Genomic DNA, 19,125 nt, shown 5'->3' on the forward strand with positions numbered 1-19,125 from the left:
CAGGGTCAGCGCGAGGTAGATGATGTCGAGCACGTCCTCGATCCAACTGCGCCGCCCGGCCGCATCCGCCGATCCTCACGTTTCCCCTACGCCCCGTTCCCCGGATGCATGCGGGTTGCTCACGGACGGCCTTCGAATCGCGCACCTGGTCCCCAACCCGCGGCGGATGCAGCCAGGTGCGCGATTCGAAAAGGGGGCGCCGGCCCTATGCTCACGAGGTGGGAATCAGAAGGATGCGGATCGGCGTCGGGACCGGGATCGTCGCCGGGCTCGTGGTGGTCGCGCTCGTGTGCGTGCTCACCGGATTCCTTCCGCCCACGGACGCCGGTGCGCTCGGGGAGCGGATCGCGCCCGTGCTGGGGTTCGTCGTCGCGATCACGATCGTCGCCGAGCTCGCCCGTGATGCGGCGGTGTTCGACGTCGTCTCGCAGCGCCTCGCGCGGTGGGGTCGTGGCCGCGTGGTCGTGCTGTGGGGGCTGGTGGTCGTGCTCGCCGTGGTGAGCACCGTGTTCCTCTCGCTCGACACGACCGCCGTGATCGTCACCCCGGTGGTCGTCGTGCTGGCGCAGAGCATCGGCGTCTCCCCGCTGCCGTTCGCCCTGGCCACCGTCTGGCTCGCCAACACCGCGTCCCTTGCCCTGCCGGTCTCGAACCTCACGAACCTGCTCGCCGCGCCCGCGATGGGGGAAGGGCCGGGGGCGTTCATCGCGCTGAGCTGGGCGCCCACGCTCGTGGGGATCCTGGTGCCGGTTGCGATCCTCACGGTCCTGCAGCGGCGCACGGTCTTCGGCACGTATGAGATGCCCGAGCCCCGACGCCCCGCCGATCCGACGCTGTTCTGGAGCGCCACCGGCATCCTCGTCGTGCTGATGCCGCTGCTCGCGCTGACCCACGACGTGTGGATCCCCGCCACGGTCGCGGCTCTCGCGTTGATCGCGCTGTTCGCCGTCCGTCGTCGCCACGCCCTGCGATTGTCCCTCGTCCCGTGGCAGGCGCTCGCGCTCGCCGCGTCGCTGTTCGTCCTGGTCGAGTCCGCGCACGCGCAGGCGCTGCTCGACTTCCTGACCTCACCGACCTCGAACGGCGACTCTCTCGGCGACCTGTTCCGGCTCGCGGCGCTCGGGGCTGTGAGTGCGAACGCGATCAACAACCTCCCGGCCTACCTCGTGCTCGAACCCGCGGCCGGGGACCCGGTCGCCCTGATGGCGCTGCTGATCGGCGTGAACCTCGGTCCGCTCATCACGCCGTGGGCCTCGCTCGCGACACTCCTCTGGCACCATCGCGTGACGGCGCTCGGGGTCGAGATCCGCTGGGGCCGCTTCGCGCTCTGGGGGGCCGTCGCCGCGGTGCCCACCGTCGCCCTCGCAACCCTCGTCCTCTGACCCCGTTTCGAATCGCGCGCTTTGCTGCACATCCGGCCGAGATGGAGCACAGTGCGCGATTCGAACGGGGGTCAGACGCGACGCATGTCGGCGGCCAGCGCGGGGTGGACCGCGTCGAACCGGGCGGCGATGCGCTCGCGCACCTCGGGGGCCTTGTTCTGGCTGAGCTTGGCGCGCGCGTCGAACCGGGTGACCCGGAGCCGCAGGCCCACCGTGCCCTTCGCGGCTCGTCGGGTGCCGGGCTCGTCCTCCGCGAGGCTCCGCCCGTGCGGCTGCCCACTCTCGAAGTGGTCGGTGAGCCGGGTGAGCATGGCGTAGTTCTCCTCCGCGGTGAGGATCTCGGGTGTGCCGGAGAGGTGCGCGGTGACATGGTTCCAGGTCGGCACGAGGTCCCCCGGCGCATAGAGGCTCGAGGACACGTAGTCGTGCGGCCCCTGGATGATCACCAGGATCTCGTGTCGACCGAGTTCGTGGAGCTCGTCGTCCGGACGCCCGAAGTGGCTCACCAGCACGATGTCGTCCTCGTCCTCCTCGAGCAGCACCGGGTAGTGCGAGGCGACGAGGCCGGCGGAGGCCGGTGAGACGAACGTCGCCCACGGGTGGGCGCGGATGAGGCGCTTCACCTCGTCGGGGTCGGTCATGAGGTAGCGGGGGGTGTGACGCATGGCGCCTCCTGTCGGGTGGGGGTGGGGGTGGGAGAAGAGCTGCGGGTGCGGACGGCGAGTCCGGCGCACACGACGACGGCGAGCCCGCCGAGCACCGTGGCCCCACCGACGTCCTCATGGAAGAGGAAGGCGGCCCAGGTGATGCCCATGACGGGCTGGACGAGCTGGATCTGACTCACCTGCGCCATCGGGCCGATGGCGAGGCCGCGGTACCAGGCGAAGAATCCGAGGAACATGCTGACCGCGGCCAGGTAGGCGAACGCGAGCCACGCGGTCGGGCTGGCGACGGGCGGGGCGGCGACCCCGGCGGCCACGGCCACCGCGAGCATGACGGGAGCTGCGAGCACCAGGGCCCAGGAGATCGTCTGCCAGGCGCCGAGCTCGCGCGCGAGCAGGCCGCCCTCCGCGTAGCCGACCGCCGCCGCGATCACGGCGCCGAACAGCTGGAGGTCGGCGGGGCGGAGGGCGCCGGGCGTGCCGTTCTGCACCGTCGCGAAGACGAGGGCCGCCGCGGACCCGAGAAGCGCGAACACCCAGAACGAGGCGGACGGGCGCTCGCGGGTGCGGATCACGACGGCCACGGCGGTCGCGGCGGGGAGGAGGCCGATCACGACCGCGCCGTGGCTCGCCGGTGTCGTGGTCATGGCGAACGAGGTCAGCAGCGGGAAGCCGGCGACCACACCGAGCGCGACGACCGCCAGGCGGGCCCACTGGATCGGGCTCGGCGGCTGCTGACGGGTGGCGAGGAGGACGACCGCGGCGAGCACGGCGGCGACGACCGCGCGCGCGGAGCCGATGAACAGCGGCGAGAGTCCGCCGCCGAGGGCGATCCGCGTGAACGGGAGCGTGAACGAGAAGGCGACGACGCCCAGCAGCCCCCAACTGGGACCGGCGGCGCGGGATAGCAGTGTTCCGTTCGGACGGATAACACTACTGTGTTCTTTCATGAGTCAGGATAGCACCGCGCGGATCGTGGCCGGCCTGCGGGCGTGGATCGGTATGGCCGCTCCCGGCGCCCGCCTCCCCTCCAACCGCGCGCTGACGGCGGAGTACGCCGCGAGCCCCGTGACCGTGCAGAAGGCCGTGCAGCAGCTCGTCCGCCTCGGGCTCGTCGACGCGCGACCCGGCGTCGGCACCTTCGTCCGCGCCGCGCGCACCGTCCTACCGGCGGACTACGGCTGGCAGTCCGGAGCGCTGGGGGCAGCCGCCGTACGCCTGGACGGCCTCTCCTCGGCGCAGCGCCCGACCTCGCCGGACGCGATCGGGCTGCACTCCGGGTATCCGGCTCCGGATCTCCTCCCCGAGCGGCTCGTGCGCCAGGCCCTCGTCCGCGCCTCCCGGACAGCGTCCGCCCTCACCCGCTCGCCCGCGGCCGGCGAGCCCGGGCTGCAGGAGTGGTTCGCGGCGGAGCTGGCCACGGCGGCCCCGGCGGGGATCACGGTTCCGACCGCCCGCGACGCCGTCGTCATCTCCGGGAGCCAGAGCGGACTGAGCTCGATCTTCCGGGCGGTCGTCGGCGTCGGCCGGCCGCTGCTCATCGAGTCGCCGACCTACTGGGGCGCCCTGCTCGCGGCGGAGCAGGCGGGGGTCGTGCTCGTTCCCGTCCCCTCCGGGCCGCAGGGTCCGGATCCGGACGCGGTCGACAGGGCGCTCGCCGAGACCGGAGCCCGCGCGTTCTATGCGCAGCCCACGTTCGCGAACCCCACCGGCGCACAGTGGCCGGCGGCGACGGGGGAGGCCGTGCTCGACGCGGTCCGTCGCCACGGCGCCTTCCTCATCGAGGACGACTGGGCGCACGACCTCGGCATCGACGCCGACCCGCGCCCCGTGGCCGCCTCCGACCACGACGGCCATGTGGTGTACCTGCGCTCGCTGACGAAGAGCGTGTCGCCGTCCCTGCGGGTGGCGGCGGTGATCGCGCGCGGTCCCGCCCGGGATCGCATCCTCGCCGATCGTGCGGCGGAGTCGATGTACGTCAGCGGCCTCCTGCAGGCCGCCGCTCTCGACGTGGTGACGCAGCCCGCCTGGCGCACACACCTCCGCGGCTTCCGGGAGCAGCTGCGCTCGCGGCGCGACCTCCTCCTGTCGTGCCTGGCCGCGCAGGCGCCGACCGCGCTGGTGGAGGCCGTGCCGGTCGGCGGGCTGAACCTCTGGCTGCGGCTGCCCGACGGCACCGACGCCGCAGCCGTCGTCCGGGAGTGCGCGGCCCGCGGCCTCGTCATCGCACCAGGAAGCGAGTGGTTCCCCGCGGAGCCCTCCGGTTCCTACGTGCGGCTCAACTACGCGAGCGCCGACCCGTCCCGCTTCCCCGAGGCCGCGACGATCCTCGGCGCGGTCCTCGCCGGAACCTGACCGCCGCCGTCAGGACTCGGACGGCGGCCCGGCGGGGCGGTGCGCCCGGCGCCCCGACACCACGACCGGCCGCCCCGCCCGCTCCTGACCGGGCAGCGGACGCGAGCGCCGGCCGTAGATGAGCTCGGACGAATCGAGCAGCCACGGCACCAGGGTGATCGACACCCCGTGCACGAGCATGAGCTGGTTCGCGAGGCGGCGGGCGCGCCGGTTGTGCAGGAAGTTCTCCCACCAGTGCCCCACGATGTACTGCGGCAGGTAGACCGTGACGACGGAGGAGCCGTGCTTCTCGCGGTACTGCCGGATGAACTGGGTCACGGGCTGTGCGAACGAGCGGTACGGCGACTCGACGATCACGAGCGGCACCGGCACGAGGTGGTCGGTCCACTCCTGCTGCAGGCGCGCGGCGTCGTCCTGCGACACGGCCACGTGCACGGCGAGGGTCTTGTCGTGCTTGGCGGCGATCGCGTAGTCGATGGCCTTCATCACCGGCTTCTGCAGATGGTTCACGAGGACGATCGCGACGTCGCCGGAGGCGCCGAAGCGGGTGGTGTCGTCGATGGCGATCTCGTGCTCGACGTCCCGGTAATACCGCTTGACGCCGATCATGAGGAACGCGAGCACCGGGATGGCGAAGAACACGAGGTAGGCGCCGTGCGTGAACTTCGTGATCGTCACGATGACCAGTACGAGCACGGTCAGCGTCGCCCCGGCGGAGTTGATGAGCAGCCCCACGCGTGCGGAACGCCGGTCCGCGGCGCCGTCTCCGTTCGGCGGGACGGGTGTCCGGAGCAGCCGTCGCCAGTGCCGCACCATGCCGATCTGGCCCAGGGAGAACGAGACGAAGACGCCGATGATGTAGAGCTGGATCAGCGTCGTCAACCGGGCCTGGAACACCACGAGCACGGCGATCGCGGCGATCCCGAGGAGGATCATGCCGTTGGAGAACACGAGCCGGTCGCCGCGGGTGTTCAGCGACTTCGGGGCGTAGCCGTCGCGGGCGAGCACGGCCCCGAGCAGGGGGAAGCCGTTGAAGGCGGTGTTCGCCGCGAGGAGCAGCACGCAGGCCGTGGCCGCCTGCACGATGAAGAACGGGATGCTGCCGCCGCCGAACGTCGCCGCGGCGATCTGCGCCATGAGGCTCGGCTGCGGGGTCGTGCAGTCGAACCCGATGAGGTCGCAGGGGTTCTCGGCGTAGTGCACGCCGGCGATGAGGGCGAGCGCGGTGAGTCCGGAGAACAGGCAGATCGCGATGGTCCCCATGAGCACGAGGGTCGACTGGGCGTTGCGCACCTTCGGGGCCCGGAACGCGGGCACGCCGTTCGACACGGCCTCGACCCCGGTCAGCGCGGAGCAGCCGCTGGAGAACGCCCGGAGGATGAGCAGCAGCACGGCCGCCTGGCTGAGGCTCTCGGCCTGCACGGCGAACTCCGCGCTGGACGCGATCGGGGCGTCGCCGAGTGCCGTCCGGACGAGCCCGGTGACGATCATGATGCCGACCGAGCCGATGAACACGTACGTGGGGATCGCGAACACGAGCGACGCCTCCCGCACCCCACGGAGGTTCACGATGATGATGAGCACGACGAAGCCGACCGCGAGCTCCACGCGGAGCGGGTCGAGCGCCGGCACCGCCGAGATGATGTTGTCCACCCCCGACGCGACCGACACGGCCACCGTGAGCACGTAGTCGACGAGGAGGGCCGCGGCCACGATCACTCCGGGGACCTCGCCGAGGTTCTTCGACGCGACCTCGTAGTCGCCGCCGCCGGAGGGGTACGCCTTGATGAGCTGCCGGTAGCTGAGCACCACCACGAGCAGCAGCACGACGACGGCCGCGGCGACGAGCGGGGTGAACGACAGGAACGTGAGGCCGCCGATGAGCAGGATCATCACGAGCTCCTGCGGGGCGTAGGCCACCGAGCTCAACGCGTCCGAGGCGAAGATCGGCAGCGCCATGCGCTTGGGGAGGAGCTGCTCGTCGACCTGGGCGCTCGTCAGCGGGTCGCCGAGCAGGATGCGCTTGGCGCGCGGCGGCGCGTCCGGGGTCGGCCTCGTTTGTTCTGACACGTCCGGCGACACTACGCCGACCGGGGACGCCCTCACGCGATCCTCACGGAATCCCTACGGCCCGGTGGCGCTCCCTCACGGAATCCTCACGGCCTGCCGGTATCCTTGCGTCAGTGGGGGATCAGGTCGTTCTGGGGGTCATCGCCGTGGCGATCGGCCTGGCCGCGGGCGTCGTCCTCTTCGTGCCCTTCGTCGCGATCAGCTACCGCCGCCGCGGACGCCTCTCGCTCGGCCGCACGCTGCTCTGGCTCGCGGCGCTCGTCTACTTCTGGGCCATCTGGACGTACACGCTGCTACCGCTGCCCGATCCGGACGCCATCCGCTGCGTGGGGGCGATCACCGACCCGATGTCCGTCGTGCGCGACGTGCAGAAGGCGTTCGCGGCGCCGGGCAACCCGCTGCGCCAGCCCGCCCTGCTCCAGCTCGTGTTCAACGTGCTGCTGTTCGTCCCGCTCGGGGCGTTCCTCCGCGTGCTGGGCGGCCGCGGCCTCCCGACCGCGCTCCTCGCCGGCTTCGGGCTCTCGCTGCTCGTGGAGACCACGCAGCTCACCGGCGTCTGGGGTCTGTACCCGTGCGCCTACCGCTTCTTCGACGTCGGCGACCTGATGACGAACACGACCGGAGCCGTGCTCGGCTCGGTGCTCGCTCTCGTGGTGCCCCGGTCGCTACGCGGCCTGCAGGCGCGGGCGGATGCCGACGAGCCGCGCCCGGTCACCCGGGGTCGCCGCGCGCTGGCGATGCTGTGCGACGGACTCGCGAACGGGTTCGTCGTGCTCGCCGGGGGCGTCGCGGTGCAGCTCTGGCTCGAGTACGTCGTGCAGGACCGTCAGGCCGTTCTCGACGGCACCCTCGCCGGCACGGTGAGCACGGCGGTCGCCTGTGCGCTGTGGCTCGTGGTCATCCTCGTCACCGGCCGCTCGGTGGGAGACCTCGCCGTGCAGCTGCGCTACACCGGGTCGCCCCTGCCGGCCGCGCTCGCCCGGCTGCTGCGCTGGGCGGGCGGCATCGGCGGACTCACGGCTCTCGGGATGCTCGGCGGGGTGTTCGACGCGCTCTCCTCGGTGCTGATCCTCGTCGCGATCGTGCTGCTGTTCACCACCCGTCAGGGGCGCGGCCTCCCCGGTCTGCTCTCCGGCCAGCACCTCGAGGACGCCCGCGTCACCGCGAAGAGTTGAGCACATTATGTACATAAAAGGTATTCTGTACGTATGAACACTCTCAGCCGCAGCGTGCCGTCGAAGGATCTGCGCGATCAGCTCGCCGACGTTCTCGGCGGTGTCGCGTACGGGGCGGAGCGGGTGGGGGTGACGCGTCACGGCAAGCTCACCGCGGTCGTGATCGGCGTCGACGACCTGGAGCTCCTGGAAGAGCTCGAGGCTGCGCGGGATGCGGCGGAGTTCGGAGCGGCGAAGGCGGCGGACGACGGGGGTCGAGTCTCGCTCGATGACCTCCGTGCGGAACTCCCGTGACGCGGTCCCGCGTCGAGTTCACGACCGCAGCGGCGAAGGAGGTCCGCAAGCTGGATCCTCAGCTCCGTCGGCGCATCCTCGCCGGGATCTCCGACCTCGAACGGGAGCCTCGTCCGCACGGCCTCCGCAAGCTCGCCGGGTTCGACAACGCCTGGCGCGTGCGGATCGGCGACTACCGTGTGCTCTACGAGGTCGTGGACGAGCGTGTGCTCGTCACCGTGGTCCGCGTCGCCCACCGGCGGGACGCCTACGACCTCTGACGGCATCCGGAATCCACAGGGGTTTCCGATCACGGATCGATAACGTCGTCCTCATGAGCGTGATCCCCGTCGACGAGCACCTGATCTCCGAGGCGAAGGAGCTCCGCGACCAGCTGCAGCGCTTCCTCCGCGAGTACGAGTTCGGGATGCGCGAGGTGGAGACGAAGATCTCGATCCTCCGCGACGAGTTCACCCACGATCACGCGTACAACCCCATCGAGCACGTGAAGAGCCGGCTGAAGTCGCCGGACAGCATCGTCGAGAAGATCGCCAGGAAGGGCATCGACGACCCCGACTTCGACCGCATCCGTGCCGAGATCACCGACATCGCCGGAGTGCGGGTGACGTGCAGCTTCGTCGCGGACGTCTACCGGCTGTTCGATCTGCTGACCGCGCAGGACGACGTGACCGTCCGCACGGTGAAGGACTACATCGCGAACCCGAAGCCGAACGGGTACAAGAGCCTGCACGCCATCATCGAGGTCCCCGTCTTCCTCTCGACGGGCGCGCTGTCCGTGCCGGTCGAGGTGCAGTTCCGCACCATCGCGATGGACTTCTGGGCGAGCCTGGAGCACAAGATCTACTACAAGTTCTCCAACCAGGTGCCCGCGCACCTCGTCGACAGTCTCAGCGACGCCGCCGACGCCGCCGCCGAACTCGACACCCGCATGGAGCGGCTGCACCGCGAGGCCCATGGCGTGCCGCAGCGGCAGCTCGCGCCGCCCCCTCCGCCCGCGCCGGGGATCGTCGAGGTCTGAGCAGCCCGACCCGCGTCAGGCGAGGAACTCGCGGGCGGCGGCGGACATCGCCGTGACCCCGACCTCGATCGTCGGATGGATCTCCGGCGCGAAGAACGGCGAGTGGTTCGTGGGGATGTCCTTCTCCACGGTGCCCGCGGCGACGGCCTCGGCGAACCGGGCGGGGTCGACGCCGCCCCAGAACCAGAACACGAGCGGCACCTCGGCGTCGCGGGCGAACCAGGAGACGTCCTCGCTGCCGGTGAACATGCCGGGGTCGACGACGGCCGACTCCCCGAGTGCCCGACGCAGCGCCGCCGAGACCCGCGCCGTGGCCTCCTCGTCGTTGATCGTGGCGGGCAGGGTGTGCTGCGTGTGGATCTCGGGTTCGCGCTCCGCGCCGGAGGCCATCGCCTCGGCGCGCACGATCCGCTCGACACTGGCCAGCACCTTCTCCCGCACGCCCTCGTTCGGGTAGCGGAGGCTGAGCTCGAGCTTCGCCTCGGCCGGGATGATGTTGTTCTTGAGTCCGGCGTGGATCGAGCCGACCGTCACCACGGCCACGCCCTGCGGGTCGATCTCGCGCGAGGCGATCGTCTGCAGGCGCATCACGGTCGCGGCCGCCATCACGACCGGATCGATCGTGGCGTGCGGGCGGGAGCCGTGGCCGCCGCGGCCGTGCAGGATGACGGTGAGACCGTCCGAGGCGGCCATCTGGGTGCCGCTGCGCACGCCGATGATCCCGGCGGGGAGCGGGGTGACGTGCTGACCGAGCACCACGTCGGGCTTCGGGTAGCGGTCGAGCAGGCCGTCGTCGAGCATCGCCCTGGCGCCGGCGCCGTACTCCTCGGCGGGCTGGATGAGCACGACGAGGGTGCCCGACCACTCCGCGCGCGTGGCCACGAGCTTCTCGACGGCGCCGATCATCGCGGTGACGTGCATGTCGTGGCCGCACGCGTGCATCACCGGCACGGTGGTGCCGGCCGGGTCGACACCCTTCGCGGTGCTCGCGTACGCCAGCCCCGTCTGCTCCTCGACCGGCAGCGCGTCCATATCGGCGCGCACCCACACCACCGGCCGCGGGAACTCCTCATCCTGGGTCCCTGAGCCTGTCGAAGGGTTGCGGAGCACCCCGACCACGCCGGTCACCCCGACGCCTTCTTCGACCTCGAGGCCCAGGTCGCGCAGGTGCTGGGCGGCGATGCCGGCGGTGCGCGTCTCCTGGAACGAGAGCTCGGGATGCTGATGCAGGTCGATGTAGAGCGCTTCGAGGTCGATCGTCATGGCCAGAGCCTAGCCGGGTGCGCGCCGAGACCCCGGCGTTCCGCCGTGACCCCGGCTTCCCCGCGCCGGGAGCGCGGGGTCTCGACGGGAACGCGGGGTCTCGGCAGGGTCAGTGCACGTAGGTCGGCAGTTCGGGTCCGGGACGCAGCACGGCGTTCACGATCGCCTGGATCGCGAACTCGCTCGTCTCGCCGAGTCCGATCACCTCGGGGTGCAGGAGCCACTGGAGCTGCAGGCCGTCCATCACGGCGAGGATGGCGGCCGACGCGGCGGCGATGGTCGCGGGTTCGGTCACACCCTCCTGCGCGCAGAGCTCGCCGAACGCCGCCGTCACCTCTCGGCGCAGGGTCGTGTAGCGCTCCTCGAAGTACTCGCGACCGGGGTGGTCGTCGGTCACCGACTCGGAGGACAGGACCGTGTAGGCCTGCACGATGCCCGGCCGCTTCTCGTTGGCGAACGCCGTGCGGACGAGGTGGAGGAACAGCTCCGGTCCGTCGGGGATGTGCTTCTCGGCGAGGTCGGCCACGTCGGCCTGGTCGCGGTAGGCGAGCACCTCGAGGAGGAGCTTCTGCTTCGAGCCGAAGTGATGCAGCACGCCCGCGTGCGTGATGCCGACCTGCTCGGCGACGTCGGCGAGCGTGCCGTTCGTGGAGCCCTTGTTGCCGAAGATCTCCACGGCCGCCTTGAGGATCTGCTCGCGCTTCTCCCGCGTGGCCGGGCGCACCCGGACAGCGTGCACGTCGTCCGTCATGAACCCACCTCCCTCGTCCCGCTCTGCTTGCCAACCAACTTACTCCTCGGTAACCTCTCCACAGCTTACTTTCTCGACAGTAAGCAAAAGCGGCGGTCGGAGGCGATCCGTCGGCCGCCACGCCGCACAAGGACCCGTGCCCAAGGAGAAGCAATGAAGCTCACGAAAACCCTGATCGCCGCCAGCGCGGTCGCCGTCCTGGGCGTCTCGGCGCTCGCCGGATGCTCGGCGGGCGGTGGTTCCGGCGATGACGCCGGTTCCGCCTCCCTCACCATCGCGAAGCCCGACGGTGCGATCACCACCGAGTCGAACAACCCGTTCGTCGGCGACTCCGCCGCGTCGAAGTACGGCTATGCCAAGGTCGTGTTCGAGACCCTCGCGCTGGTGAACCAGACCGGCGACCGCGGTGTCACGCCGTGGCTCGCCGAGAGCCTCGAGTGGAACGACGACTACACGCAGCTCACGGTCGTCCCTCGCGCGGACGTCACCTGGAGCGACGGCGAGCCGTTCACGGCCGAGGACATCGTCTTCTCCTTCGAGACCGCCTCGATCCCCGCCCTCGACACGGCCGGCCTCAAGTTCGAGGGCGCCGAGGTCGACGGCGACACGGTCGTGCTGAGCTTCGGCGACTCCAAGTACGTCAACCAGGCCCGCGTGCTGCACGTGCCCATCGTCCCCAAGCACATCTGGGAGAACTTCGACGACCCGGCCACCGACCCCGTCACGGGTGACGACCTCGTCGGCACCGGCCCCTACGCGATGGCGAACTGGTCGACCGAGTCGGTCACGCTCGACGCGCGCGACGACTACTGGGGCGGCGACCTCGCCGTGCCGGAGCTGCACTACGTCTCGTACGGCGACAACACCGCCCTCACCACGGCCCTCGCGAACGGCGACGCCGACTGGGCGCAGGCGTTCATCCCGCAGATCGAGGAGCAGTTCCTCTCGGCCGACCCCGAGCACAACAAGTTCCTCGCCTCCCCGACCACCGGCTCCGCCACGCTGTTCATGAACCTGCAGCAGAAGCCGTTCGACGACCCCGCCTTCCGTCAGGCGCTCGCCTGGGTGATCGACCGCGACGCCTACGTCGACATCGCACGCGAGGGTGCCAGCGAGGCCGTCTGGTCGGTCACGGGGCTGTCGTCGATCCTCGAGGACGAGATCCAGCCCGAGTTCCAGGGCGTGGACTACAAGGTCGACGCCGAGAAGGCGCGTGACCTGCTGGAGACCGCCGGGTACACCTGGAAGGACGACGCCCTGATCGACCCCGACGGCACGCCCGTCTCGTTCACGCTCTCCGTCCCCTCCGGCTGGAGCGACTGGAACACGGCGCAGGAGCTCATCGCCGAGGACGTGAAGGACAGCATCGGCGCCGAGGTCAAGATCGACATGCCCGACTGGGGCGGCTGGGCCGACCCCCGCGACAACGGCACGTTCTCCGCGATCATCCACTGGCTGGAGGACAGCGGCACGGCGTACGGCCTGTACACGTCGACCATGGACCCGCGCTGGATCTCGCCCGAGGGCAAGGCCGGCTTCAACTTCGGCCGCTTCGACGACCCGGAGGCGACCGCCGCACTGAACACCTACGCCAACGCCTCGTCCGACGAGGAGCGCACCGCCGCGATCGACACGCTGCAGACGATCTTCTCGGAGCAGGTGCCGGCCATCCCGCTGGGCGCCCACCCGCTGCTCGGCGAGTTCAACACGCGCAACTACGTCGGCTGGCCGTCGGAGACCGACACGTACGCGTCCGCCGACCCGACGCAGCCGAACATCGTGCAGATCCTCACGAAGCTGAAGCCCGCCGAGTAGGACTTCGACAGGCTCAGCCACCCACGGCGGGGCTTCGACAGGCTCAGCCACCCATCTGGGTCCCTGAGCCTGTCGAAGGGCCCGCCCCCCACGAAGGACACCCCCATGCCAGATCCCCTGCTCACCGTGCGCGACTTCTCCGTCGTGTACGACGTCGATCCACCCGTCGAGGCGGTGAAGAACGTGACCCTCGAACTGCAGCGCGGCGAGATCCTGGGCCTCGCCGGGGAGAGCGGATGCGGCAAGACCACGCTCGCCTACGGGGTGCAGCGCCTGCTGCGTGCTCCGGCCGTCATCACCGGCGGCAGCGTGACCTTCCACGACGCGACCGGCATCGACATCGACATCAACGCGCTGGACGTCGACGCGATGCAGCGATTCCGCTGGGACAAGGTGTCGATGGTGTTCCAGGGCGCGATGAACGCCCTCAACCCCGTGGCCACGATCGGCTCCCAGTTGGAGGACGTGTTCGAGATCCACCGCCCCGACATGAACCGCAGGCAGCGGCGTGCCGAGGCCGAGGAACTGCTCGAGATCGTCAAGGTCGGCCGTCAGCGCGTGCGCTCCTTCCCGCACGAGCTCTCCGGCGGCATGCGCCAGCGCGTCATGATCGCCATGGCCCTGGCGCTCCGTCCGCAGCTGATGGTCATGGACGAGCCGACGACCGCGCTCGACGTGCTGGTGCAGCGGGAGATCCTCAAGCAGATCTCCCAGCTGCGGCACGAGTTCGGCTTCTCGGTGATCTTCATCACCCACGACCTGCCGCTTCTGCTGGAGATCAGCGACCGGATCGCGATCATGCGCGAAGGAGAGATCATCGAGCTCGACACGGCGGAGCGCATCTGGACCCAGCCGGAGCACGAGTACACGAAGACGCTGCTGTCGTCGTTCCCCCGGCTCACCGGGGAGAGAGGGGTGCTGGTGCGATGACCACCCTCGAATTCCGCCATGTCACGAAGGCGTACAACGTCCGAGGCGCCGGGCAGATCAAAGCCCTCGACGACGTGAGCTTCACCCTGACGTCGGGCCAAACGATCGGCCTGGTCGGCCAGTCCGGCAGCGGCAAGTCCACGATCGCGAAGATCCTCACCCAGCTCGAGACCCCGACCAGCGGCGAGGTGCTGCTCGACGGCACGCCGATCCCGCGCCGCGGCAAGGGCCTGCGAAGGTATCGCCAGCAGCTGCGGATGGTGTTCCAGGACCCGTTCGCCTCGCTCAACCCGTACCACTCCATCCGCTACCACCTGGAGCGTCCGCTCCGCCTCGACGACGTGGTGCCGAGGAAGGAGACCGAGAACGAGGTGCGTCGGCTCCTCGACCGGGTGCGCCTCGATGCGGACGCGGTGATCGACCGCCGCCCCCACGAGCTGTCGGGCGGTCAGCGGCAGCGCGTGGCCATCGCGCGCGCCCTGGCCTCGCGTCCCTCGCTCCTCGTCGCCGACGAGCCGGTGTCGATGCTCGACGTCTCGATCCGGCTCGGCGTGCTGAACCTGCTCGCCGACTTGCAGCGCGAAGAGGGACTCGGTGTGCTCTACATCACGCACGACCTGGCGACCGCCCGGCACTTCAGCGACGAGATCATGGTCCTCAACCAGGGGCGCGTGGTCGAGTACGGCACCGCCGACGACGTGATCCTCAACCCGCAGGATCCGTACACCCGCGAGCTGCGCGCGGCCTCTCCTGATCCGGAGAAGCACTTCGCCGCGGCGGCATCGAACGGAGGCGCGCTGTGAGCTCCGCTCTCCCCCAGCTCGACGACAACGACCTCATCGCCCGCGATGCCCTGGAGGTCGGCACCACGGCGACCAGGGCAGAGCGCACCAGGCGGCCGGTGCCGTGGCGCTTCTTCGCCGGTCGCGCGGCGTTCTACCTGTTCACGCTGTGGGCGGCGATCACGATCAACTTCTTCCTGCCCCGCCTCATGAAGGGCGACGCGGTCAGCTCGTACCTCGCGCGCAACCGCACCGTGAGCCCCGAGGCGGCGGAGGCCCTGCGCGTGCTCCTCGGCATCGACACCGACAAGTCCATCTGGCAGCAGTACCTCGAGTACTGGGGGATGCTGCTGCGCGGCGACCTCGGCATCTCGACCCTGCACGGTCTGCGGCCGGTCGCCGAGGTGCTCGCCGCCGCCCTGCCCTGGACGCTCGGACTGGTCGGCATCGCGACCGTCATCTCGTTCGCGATCGGCACGCTGCTCGGAGCCGTCGTCGGGTGGAAGCGCGGCAGCAAGCTCGACGCGATCATCCCGGTGACGACGTTCTTCAACACGATCCCGTACTTCTGGCTGGGACTCATCGCCATCGCGATCTTCTCCTCGACCCTGAAGTGGTTCCCCTCATCGCACGCCTACGACAAGGGGCAGTCGCCGGAATGGAGCCTCGACTTCATCGGCCAGGTGATCATGCACGGCACGCTCCCGGCTCTGACCATCGTGGTCGCCTCGCTCGGCGGGTGGGTGCTCGGCATGCGCAACATGATGCTGACGGTGCTCGACGACGACTACATCACGGTCGCGCAGGCGAAGGGCATGCCCAACAAGCGCGTGCTCTGGGGCTACGCCGCCCGCAACGCGGTGCTGCCGCAGATCCAGAGCTTCGCGCTGTCGATCGGCTTCATCGTCGGCGGCACGATCGTCATGGAGATGGTGTTCAGCTATCCGGGTGTCGGCAAGCTGCTGCTCGACGCGACCAACGCCAAGGACTTCGCCCTCATGCAGGGCGTGTTCCTCGTGATCACGCTGTCGGTGCTCGTGGCCAACATCCTCGCTGATGTCGTCTACGCCTACCTCGACCCGCGCACGCGCCAGATGGAGTCCTGACATGACCGTCCCCACCACCGCAGCGAACACAGCGCCGGACGGATCGGCCGTCGTCTCCGGCATGCCCGAGACCGCCACGCTGCGCACCCCGCCGGCCGGGACGCCGCCCCGCAAGACCTTCTGGTCGCAGCTCGCGCAGGCGTTCGCGATGTTCCGCAACCCCAAGTCGATCGCCGGCCTCCTCATCCTCGGGGCGTTCGTGCTCATCGCGATCTTCGCCCCGTGGATCGCCCCGTACGGACCGACCCAGAAGGACCGCACGGCGCTGCGTCAGCCGCCATCCTGGGAGCACTGGCTGGGCACGACGCACATGGGTGAGGACGTGCTGAGCCAGATCATCTACGGCACCCGCGGGGTGATCGTCGTCGGCTTCCTCGCGGCGTTCATCGCCACGATCATCGCGATCACGATCGGTGTGATCGCCGGCTACGTGCGCGGCTGGAAGAGCGAATCGCTGTCGGCGCTGACCAACGTGTTCCTGGTGATCCCCGGCATCCCGCTGATCATCATCATCGCCTCGCAGTTCGAGAACCCGCCGCTGATCGTGATCGCCGCGGTGCTCGGGATCACCGGGTGGGCGTGGGGCGCCCGGGTGCTGCGCGCGCAGACCATGTCGTTGCGCAACCGCGACTTCATCCAGGCCGCCCGCGCGAACGGCGAGCCGCTGCGCCGCATCATCACGGTCGAGATGCTCCCGAACCTCATGGCGCTCATCGCCTCGAGCTTCGTCGGCACCGTGACGGCAGCCATCCTCGGTCTCACGACCCTGGCCTTCATCGGCGTGATCCCGGTCAGCAACCTCAACTGGGGGACCATCCTGTTCTGGGCGCAGCAGAACGGTGCCTTCCCGCGACTGTGGTGGTGGTACGTGCCGGCCGGGCTCTGCATCGCGATCATCGGCGTCGCGCTTTCGCTCATCAACTTCGGCATCGACGAGTACGTCAATCCGCGACTGCGGTCGGCCGGTGAGCGGGCCAGGGCGATGAAGAAGAAGGGGCTGAACGTGAACGACGCCGTCACGGCCGTCCGCAGCGTGCCCCTGCCGAAGAAGGCTCCCGATCCCGTATCGTCGGCGACCTCGCCGGGCGCTTCCGGCGCCACCGACTCCGCGAACACCGCGACACCGCACACGAACCAGAACACGAAGTGATGACCTCTCAGACTCTGACCACGCAACTCCCGTATCAGGACCCCGCTCTCTCGATCCCCGAACGCGTGGCCGACCTCCTCAGCCGGATGACGGTGGATGAGAAGGTCGGGCAGATGCTCCAGCTCGACGCCCGCGACGACATCGACGACCACGTGCTCCGGCGGCACGCGGGATCGATCCTGCACGCCTCGGATGAGCGTCTGCGGCGGGCTGCCGCCCTGGTCGCGCAGACCCGGCTCGGCATCCCGCTGCTCGTGGGCGAGGACTGCATCCACGGCCACTCGTTCTGGCCCGGAGGCACGATCTACCCCACGCAGCTCGGCATGGCAGCCTCCTGGGATCCGGCACTCGTCGAGCGCGTGGCGCGGGCGACGGCCGAGGAGGTCGCCGTGACCGGCATCCACTGGACGTTCTCGCCGGTGCTGTGCATCGCCCGCGACCTGCGCTGGGGGCGGGTGGGGGAGACGTTCGGGGAGGACCCGTTCCTCATCGGGGAGCTCGCTTCGGCCATGGTGCGCGGCTATCAGGGCGACGGGCTCGACGACCCCACGGCCATCCTCGCGACGGCCAAGCACTTCGCCGGCTACTCGGAGACGCAGGGCGGACGCGACGCGAGCGAGGCGGACATCTCCCCGCGCAAGCTGCGCTCCTGGTTCCTGCCGCCGTTCGAGCGGGTCGCCCGCGAGGGCTGCCGGACGTTCATGCTCGGCTACCAGACGACCGACGGGGTGCCGATCACGCTGAACGAGTGGCTGCTCAGCGACGTGCTCCGCGGCGAGTGGGGTTACACCGGCACCCTCATCACGGACTGGGACAACGTGGGCCGGATGGTGTGGGAGCAGCGGGTGCAGCCCGACCTCACCCATGCCGCGGCCGCCGCGGTGCGCGCCGGGAACGACATGGTGATGACCACGCCCGGGTTCTTCGAGGGGGCGCTGGACGCGGTCGCCCGGGGGCTGCTGCCGGAGGACGCCTTCGACGACGCGGTCTCCCGCATCCTCACGCTGAAGTTCGAACTCGGGCTCTTCGAGGACCCCCGGCTGCCCCGCGACGACGTGTCCGCCGTGGTCGGCAGCGCCGCGCACGCGGAACTCAACCTCGAGATCGCGCGCCGTTCGCTCGTGCTCCTGGAGAACGACGGCGTGCTGCCGCTGGATGCCGCGGCGCCGCTGCGGGTGGCGGTGACCGGGCCGCTCGCGGACGACGCGCAGACGCAGCTCGGCGACTGGGCCGGCGGCTCGGGTCAGGCGGGCTGGCTCGACGGACAGCCCCGCGAGATGATCACGACCGTGCTCGACGGCCTCCGTGCGGTGGACGCGTGGACGGTCACGCATGCACGCGGCGCCGACATCCTCACGCTCGCCGACGACCCCCGCGGCACGCACTTCCCGGACAACCAGCCGCGTCCTCCCGTGGTGCAGCCGTGCCCGCCGGATCCTGCGCTCATCGCGGAGGCGGTGGCCGCTGCCGAGGCCGCCGACGTCGTGGTCGCGGTGGTCGGCGATCGCATCGAGCTCGTGGGCGAGGGGCGGTCCACGGCCACGCTGGAGCTCATCGGCGGCCAGAATGCGCTGCTCGACGCGCTCATCGACACCGGGAAGCCCGTCGTCGTGGTGCTCCTCGCGTCCAAGCCGCTCGTGCTCCCGCCGTCGGTGCAGCGGGCGGCGGCGGTGGTCTGGGCCGCGAATCCGGGTATGCAGGGCGGATGGGCGCTCGCCGACATCGTCACGGGTGCCGTGGAACCCTCGGGGCGGCTGCCCATCTCGTTCGCGCGGCACGTCGGGCAGCAGCCGACCTACTACAACCAGATCCGTGGTCAGCACGGCGACCGCTACGCCGACCTGACCCAGGCGCCCGCGTGGGCCTTCGGCGAGGGCCGGTCGTACACGACCGTGACGTACGCGGAGCTGGAGCTGGAGCAGACGGGGCTGCGCCTCGGCGACACCGTGGTGGGGCACGTGACCGTGACGAACACGGGGGACCGGCCCGTCCGCGAGACCGTGCAGGCGTACGTGCGGGACGAGGTGACGAGCGTGAGCTGGACCGACCGCGAGCTCAAGGCCTTCCGGCAGGTCGACCTCGCGCCGGGGGAGAGTGCGCGCGTGCGGATCGAGGTCCCCGTCGCGGACTGCACGATCGTGACCGCCGCAGGCGTCCGGACCGTGGAGGCCGGCGCCTTCACGCTCCTCGTCGGCCCCAGCTCCCGCGAGGAGCACCTCCTCCCCGCCCCCTTCGAGATCTCCCGTTCCTGATTCCCCGAGACCCCGCTTTCCCGCCGAGACCCCATCGTGTCCGCGCGGCGGAGGCGGGGTCTCGGCGAGAGGTCGGGGTCTCGGCCTCGATTTGACCTCAAGTGCGCTTGAGGTTTTACG

Annotated in this window: 17 protein-coding genes; 12 read left to right on the forward strand and 5 right to left on the reverse strand. The window is 70.3% G+C overall.

Features of this window, described 5'->3' with window-relative positions; genetic code table 11:
* The first annotated feature begins 233 nt into the window (after positions 1-233).
* Positions 234-1,382, forward strand: coding sequence for an SLC13 family permease (locus B7W94_RS04280; RefSeq protein ID WP_085604691.1), 1,149 nt, complete (start codon positions 234-236; stop codon positions 1,380-1,382).
* Positions 1,383-1,453: 71 nt separating this feature from the next.
* Here the strand turns inward: B7W94_RS04280 and B7W94_RS04285 are convergent, their stop codons facing one another.
* On the reverse strand, positions 1,454-2,047 hold the full coding sequence (locus tag B7W94_RS04285) for an FMN-binding negative transcriptional regulator (protein ID WP_085604694.1): 594 nt from the start codon (positions 2,045-2,047) through the stop codon (positions 1,454-1,456).
* Positions 2,020-2,994 (reverse strand): DMT family transporter, encoded by a 975-nt coding sequence (locus tag B7W94_RS04290; protein WP_085604697.1) that lies wholly within the window; start codon positions 2,992-2,994, stop codon positions 2,020-2,022. Before B7W94_RS04290 ends, B7W94_RS04285 begins: the two co-directional genes overlap by 28 nt.
* On the opposite strand from B7W94_RS04290, the gene B7W94_RS04295 reads away from it, so the two are divergent.
* A complete protein-coding gene (locus tag B7W94_RS04295) occupies positions 2,993-4,399 on the forward strand; it encodes an aminotransferase-like domain-containing protein (protein ID WP_085604700.1) in 1,407 nt (468 codons plus the stop codon). The two genes, B7W94_RS04290 and B7W94_RS04295, sit on opposite strands and share 2 nt — an antisense overlap.
* 9 nt (positions 4,400-4,408) lie before the next feature.
* Here the strand turns inward: B7W94_RS04295 and B7W94_RS04300 are convergent, their stop codons facing one another.
* The gene (locus B7W94_RS04300) at positions 4,409-6,358 is read right to left on the reverse strand and encodes an APC family permease (RefSeq protein ID WP_425375274.1); all 1,950 of its coding nucleotides are present in this window, start codon (positions 6,356-6,358) and stop codon (positions 4,409-4,411) included.
* A gap of 224 nt (positions 6,359-6,582) precedes the next feature.
* On the opposite strand from B7W94_RS04300, the gene B7W94_RS04305 reads away from it, so the two are divergent.
* Genes B7W94_RS04305 through B7W94_RS04320 form a run of 4 tightly spaced genes read left to right on the forward strand, consistent with a single transcriptional unit; the run spans position 6,583 to position 8,956 of the window.
* Complete coding sequence (locus tag B7W94_RS04305; RefSeq protein ID WP_085604706.1) at positions 6,583-7,644, forward strand: VanZ family protein; 1,062 nt, start codon at positions 6,583-6,585, stop codon at positions 7,642-7,644.
* Positions 7,645-7,677: 33 nt separating this feature from the next.
* On the forward strand, positions 7,678-7,938 hold the full coding sequence (locus B7W94_RS04310; protein WP_085604709.1) for a type II toxin-antitoxin system prevent-host-death family antitoxin: 261 nt from the start codon (positions 7,678-7,680) through the stop codon (positions 7,936-7,938).
* Positions 7,935-8,198: a type II toxin-antitoxin system RelE family toxin gene (locus B7W94_RS04315; protein WP_085604712.1), complete on the forward strand. Its 264-nt coding sequence runs from the start codon at positions 7,935-7,937 to the stop codon at positions 8,196-8,198. Before B7W94_RS04310 ends, B7W94_RS04315 begins: the two co-directional genes overlap by 4 nt.
* A gap of 53 nt (positions 8,199-8,251) precedes the next feature.
* Positions 8,252-8,956, forward strand: a complete 705-nt coding sequence (locus B7W94_RS04320; RefSeq protein ID WP_025104005.1) for a GTP pyrophosphokinase — start codon at positions 8,252-8,254, stop codon at positions 8,954-8,956.
* A 15-nt stretch (positions 8,957-8,971) separates the two neighbouring features.
* Here B7W94_RS04320 and B7W94_RS04325 read toward each other — a convergent pair whose 3' ends face one another.
* Positions 8,972-10,219, reverse strand: coding sequence for an amidohydrolase (locus B7W94_RS04325; RefSeq protein ID WP_085604715.1), 1,248 nt, complete (start codon positions 10,217-10,219; stop codon positions 8,972-8,974).
* A 109-nt stretch (positions 10,220-10,328) separates the two neighbouring features.
* Entirely contained in the window at positions 10,329-10,970 is a 642-nt protein-coding gene (locus tag B7W94_RS04330; RefSeq protein WP_025104003.1) for a TetR/AcrR family transcriptional regulator, read from the reverse strand.
* 153 nt (positions 10,971-11,123) lie between these two features.
* Between B7W94_RS04330 and B7W94_RS04335 the strand changes: the two genes are divergently transcribed.
* The 6 genes from B7W94_RS04335 (at position 11,124) to B7W94_RS04360 (ending at position 19,005) form a co-directional block, all read left to right on the forward strand.
* Complete coding sequence (locus tag B7W94_RS04335) at positions 11,124-12,785, forward strand: ABC transporter substrate-binding protein (protein ID WP_085604718.1); 1,662 nt, start codon at positions 11,124-11,126, stop codon at positions 12,783-12,785.
* Between the two features lie 105 nt (positions 12,786-12,890).
* Positions 12,891-13,715: an ABC transporter ATP-binding protein gene (locus B7W94_RS04340; protein ID WP_025104001.1), complete on the forward strand. Its 825-nt coding sequence runs from the start codon at positions 12,891-12,893 to the stop codon at positions 13,713-13,715.
* Positions 13,712-14,518: an ABC transporter ATP-binding protein gene (locus tag B7W94_RS04345; RefSeq protein ID WP_085604721.1), complete on the forward strand. Its 807-nt coding sequence runs from the start codon at positions 13,712-13,714 to the stop codon at positions 14,516-14,518. Before B7W94_RS04340 ends, B7W94_RS04345 begins: the two co-directional genes overlap by 4 nt.
* Positions 14,515-15,603: an ABC transporter permease gene (locus B7W94_RS04350; protein ID WP_085604724.1), complete on the forward strand. Its 1,089-nt coding sequence runs from the start codon at positions 14,515-14,517 to the stop codon at positions 15,601-15,603. The genes B7W94_RS04345 and B7W94_RS04350 overlap by 4 nt, the downstream gene beginning before the upstream one ends.
* 1 nt (position 15,604) lies before the next feature.
* Positions 15,605-16,753, forward strand: coding sequence for an ABC transporter permease (locus tag B7W94_RS04355; RefSeq protein ID WP_085604727.1), 1,149 nt, complete (start codon positions 15,605-15,607; stop codon positions 16,751-16,753).
* On the forward strand, positions 16,753-19,005 hold the full coding sequence (locus B7W94_RS04360; RefSeq protein WP_085604730.1) for a glycoside hydrolase family 3 N-terminal domain-containing protein: 2,253 nt from the start codon (positions 16,753-16,755) through the stop codon (positions 19,003-19,005). The genes B7W94_RS04355 and B7W94_RS04360 overlap by 1 nt, the downstream gene beginning before the upstream one ends.
* The last annotated feature ends 120 nt before the right edge of the window (positions 19,006-19,125 follow it).

This window comes from Microbacterium sp. LEMMJ01 (assembly GCF_002114135.1).
Classification (GTDB): Bacteria; Actinomycetota; Actinomycetes; order Actinomycetales; family Microbacteriaceae; genus Microbacterium.

What these genes read in the sequence shown, in the direction of transcription:
- B7W94_RS04280 (WP_085604691.1), top strand. Translation starts at nt 234, where the DNA reads ATGCGGATCGGCGTCGGGACCGGGATCGTCGCCGGGCTCGTGGTGGTC.
- B7W94_RS04310 (WP_085604709.1), top strand. Translation starts at nt 7,678, where the DNA reads ATGAACACTCTCAGCCGCAGCGTGCCGTCGAAGGATCTGCGCGATCAG.
- B7W94_RS04325 (WP_085604715.1), bottom strand. Translation starts at nt 10,219, where the DNA reads ATGACGATCGACCTCGAAGCGCTCTACATCGACCTGCATCAGCATCCC.
- B7W94_RS04340 (WP_025104001.1), top strand. Translation starts at nt 12,891, where the DNA reads ATGCCAGATCCCCTGCTCACCGTGCGCGACTTCTCCGTCGTGTACGAC.
- B7W94_RS04300 (WP_425375274.1), bottom strand. Translation starts at nt 6,358, where the DNA reads ATGGCGCTGCCGATCTTCGCCTCGGACGCGTTGAGCTCGGTGGCCTAC.
- B7W94_RS04355 (WP_085604727.1), top strand. Translation starts at nt 15,605, where the DNA reads ATGACCGTCCCCACCACCGCAGCGAACACAGCGCCGGACGGATCGGCC.
- B7W94_RS04330 (WP_025104003.1), bottom strand. Translation starts at nt 10,970, where the DNA reads ATGACGGACGACGTGCACGCTGTCCGGGTGCGCCCGGCCACGCGGGAG.
- B7W94_RS04290 (WP_085604697.1), bottom strand. Translation starts at nt 2,994, where the DNA reads ATGAAAGAACACAGTAGTGTTATCCGTCCGAACGGAACACTGCTATCC.
- B7W94_RS04320 (WP_025104005.1), top strand. Translation starts at nt 8,252, where the DNA reads ATGAGCGTGATCCCCGTCGACGAGCACCTGATCTCCGAGGCGAAGGAG.
- B7W94_RS04360 (WP_085604730.1), top strand. Translation starts at nt 16,753, where the DNA reads ATGACCTCTCAGACTCTGACCACGCAACTCCCGTATCAGGACCCCGCT.
- B7W94_RS04285 (WP_085604694.1), bottom strand. Translation starts at nt 2,047, where the DNA reads ATGCGTCACACCCCCCGCTACCTCATGACCGACCCCGACGAGGTGAAG.
- B7W94_RS04295 (WP_085604700.1), top strand. Translation starts at nt 2,993, where the DNA reads ATGAGTCAGGATAGCACCGCGCGGATCGTGGCCGGCCTGCGGGCGTGG.
- B7W94_RS04345 (WP_085604721.1), top strand. Translation starts at nt 13,712, where the DNA reads ATGACCACCCTCGAATTCCGCCATGTCACGAAGGCGTACAACGTCCGA.
- B7W94_RS04335 (WP_085604718.1), top strand. Translation starts at nt 11,124, where the DNA reads ATGAAGCTCACGAAAACCCTGATCGCCGCCAGCGCGGTCGCCGTCCTG.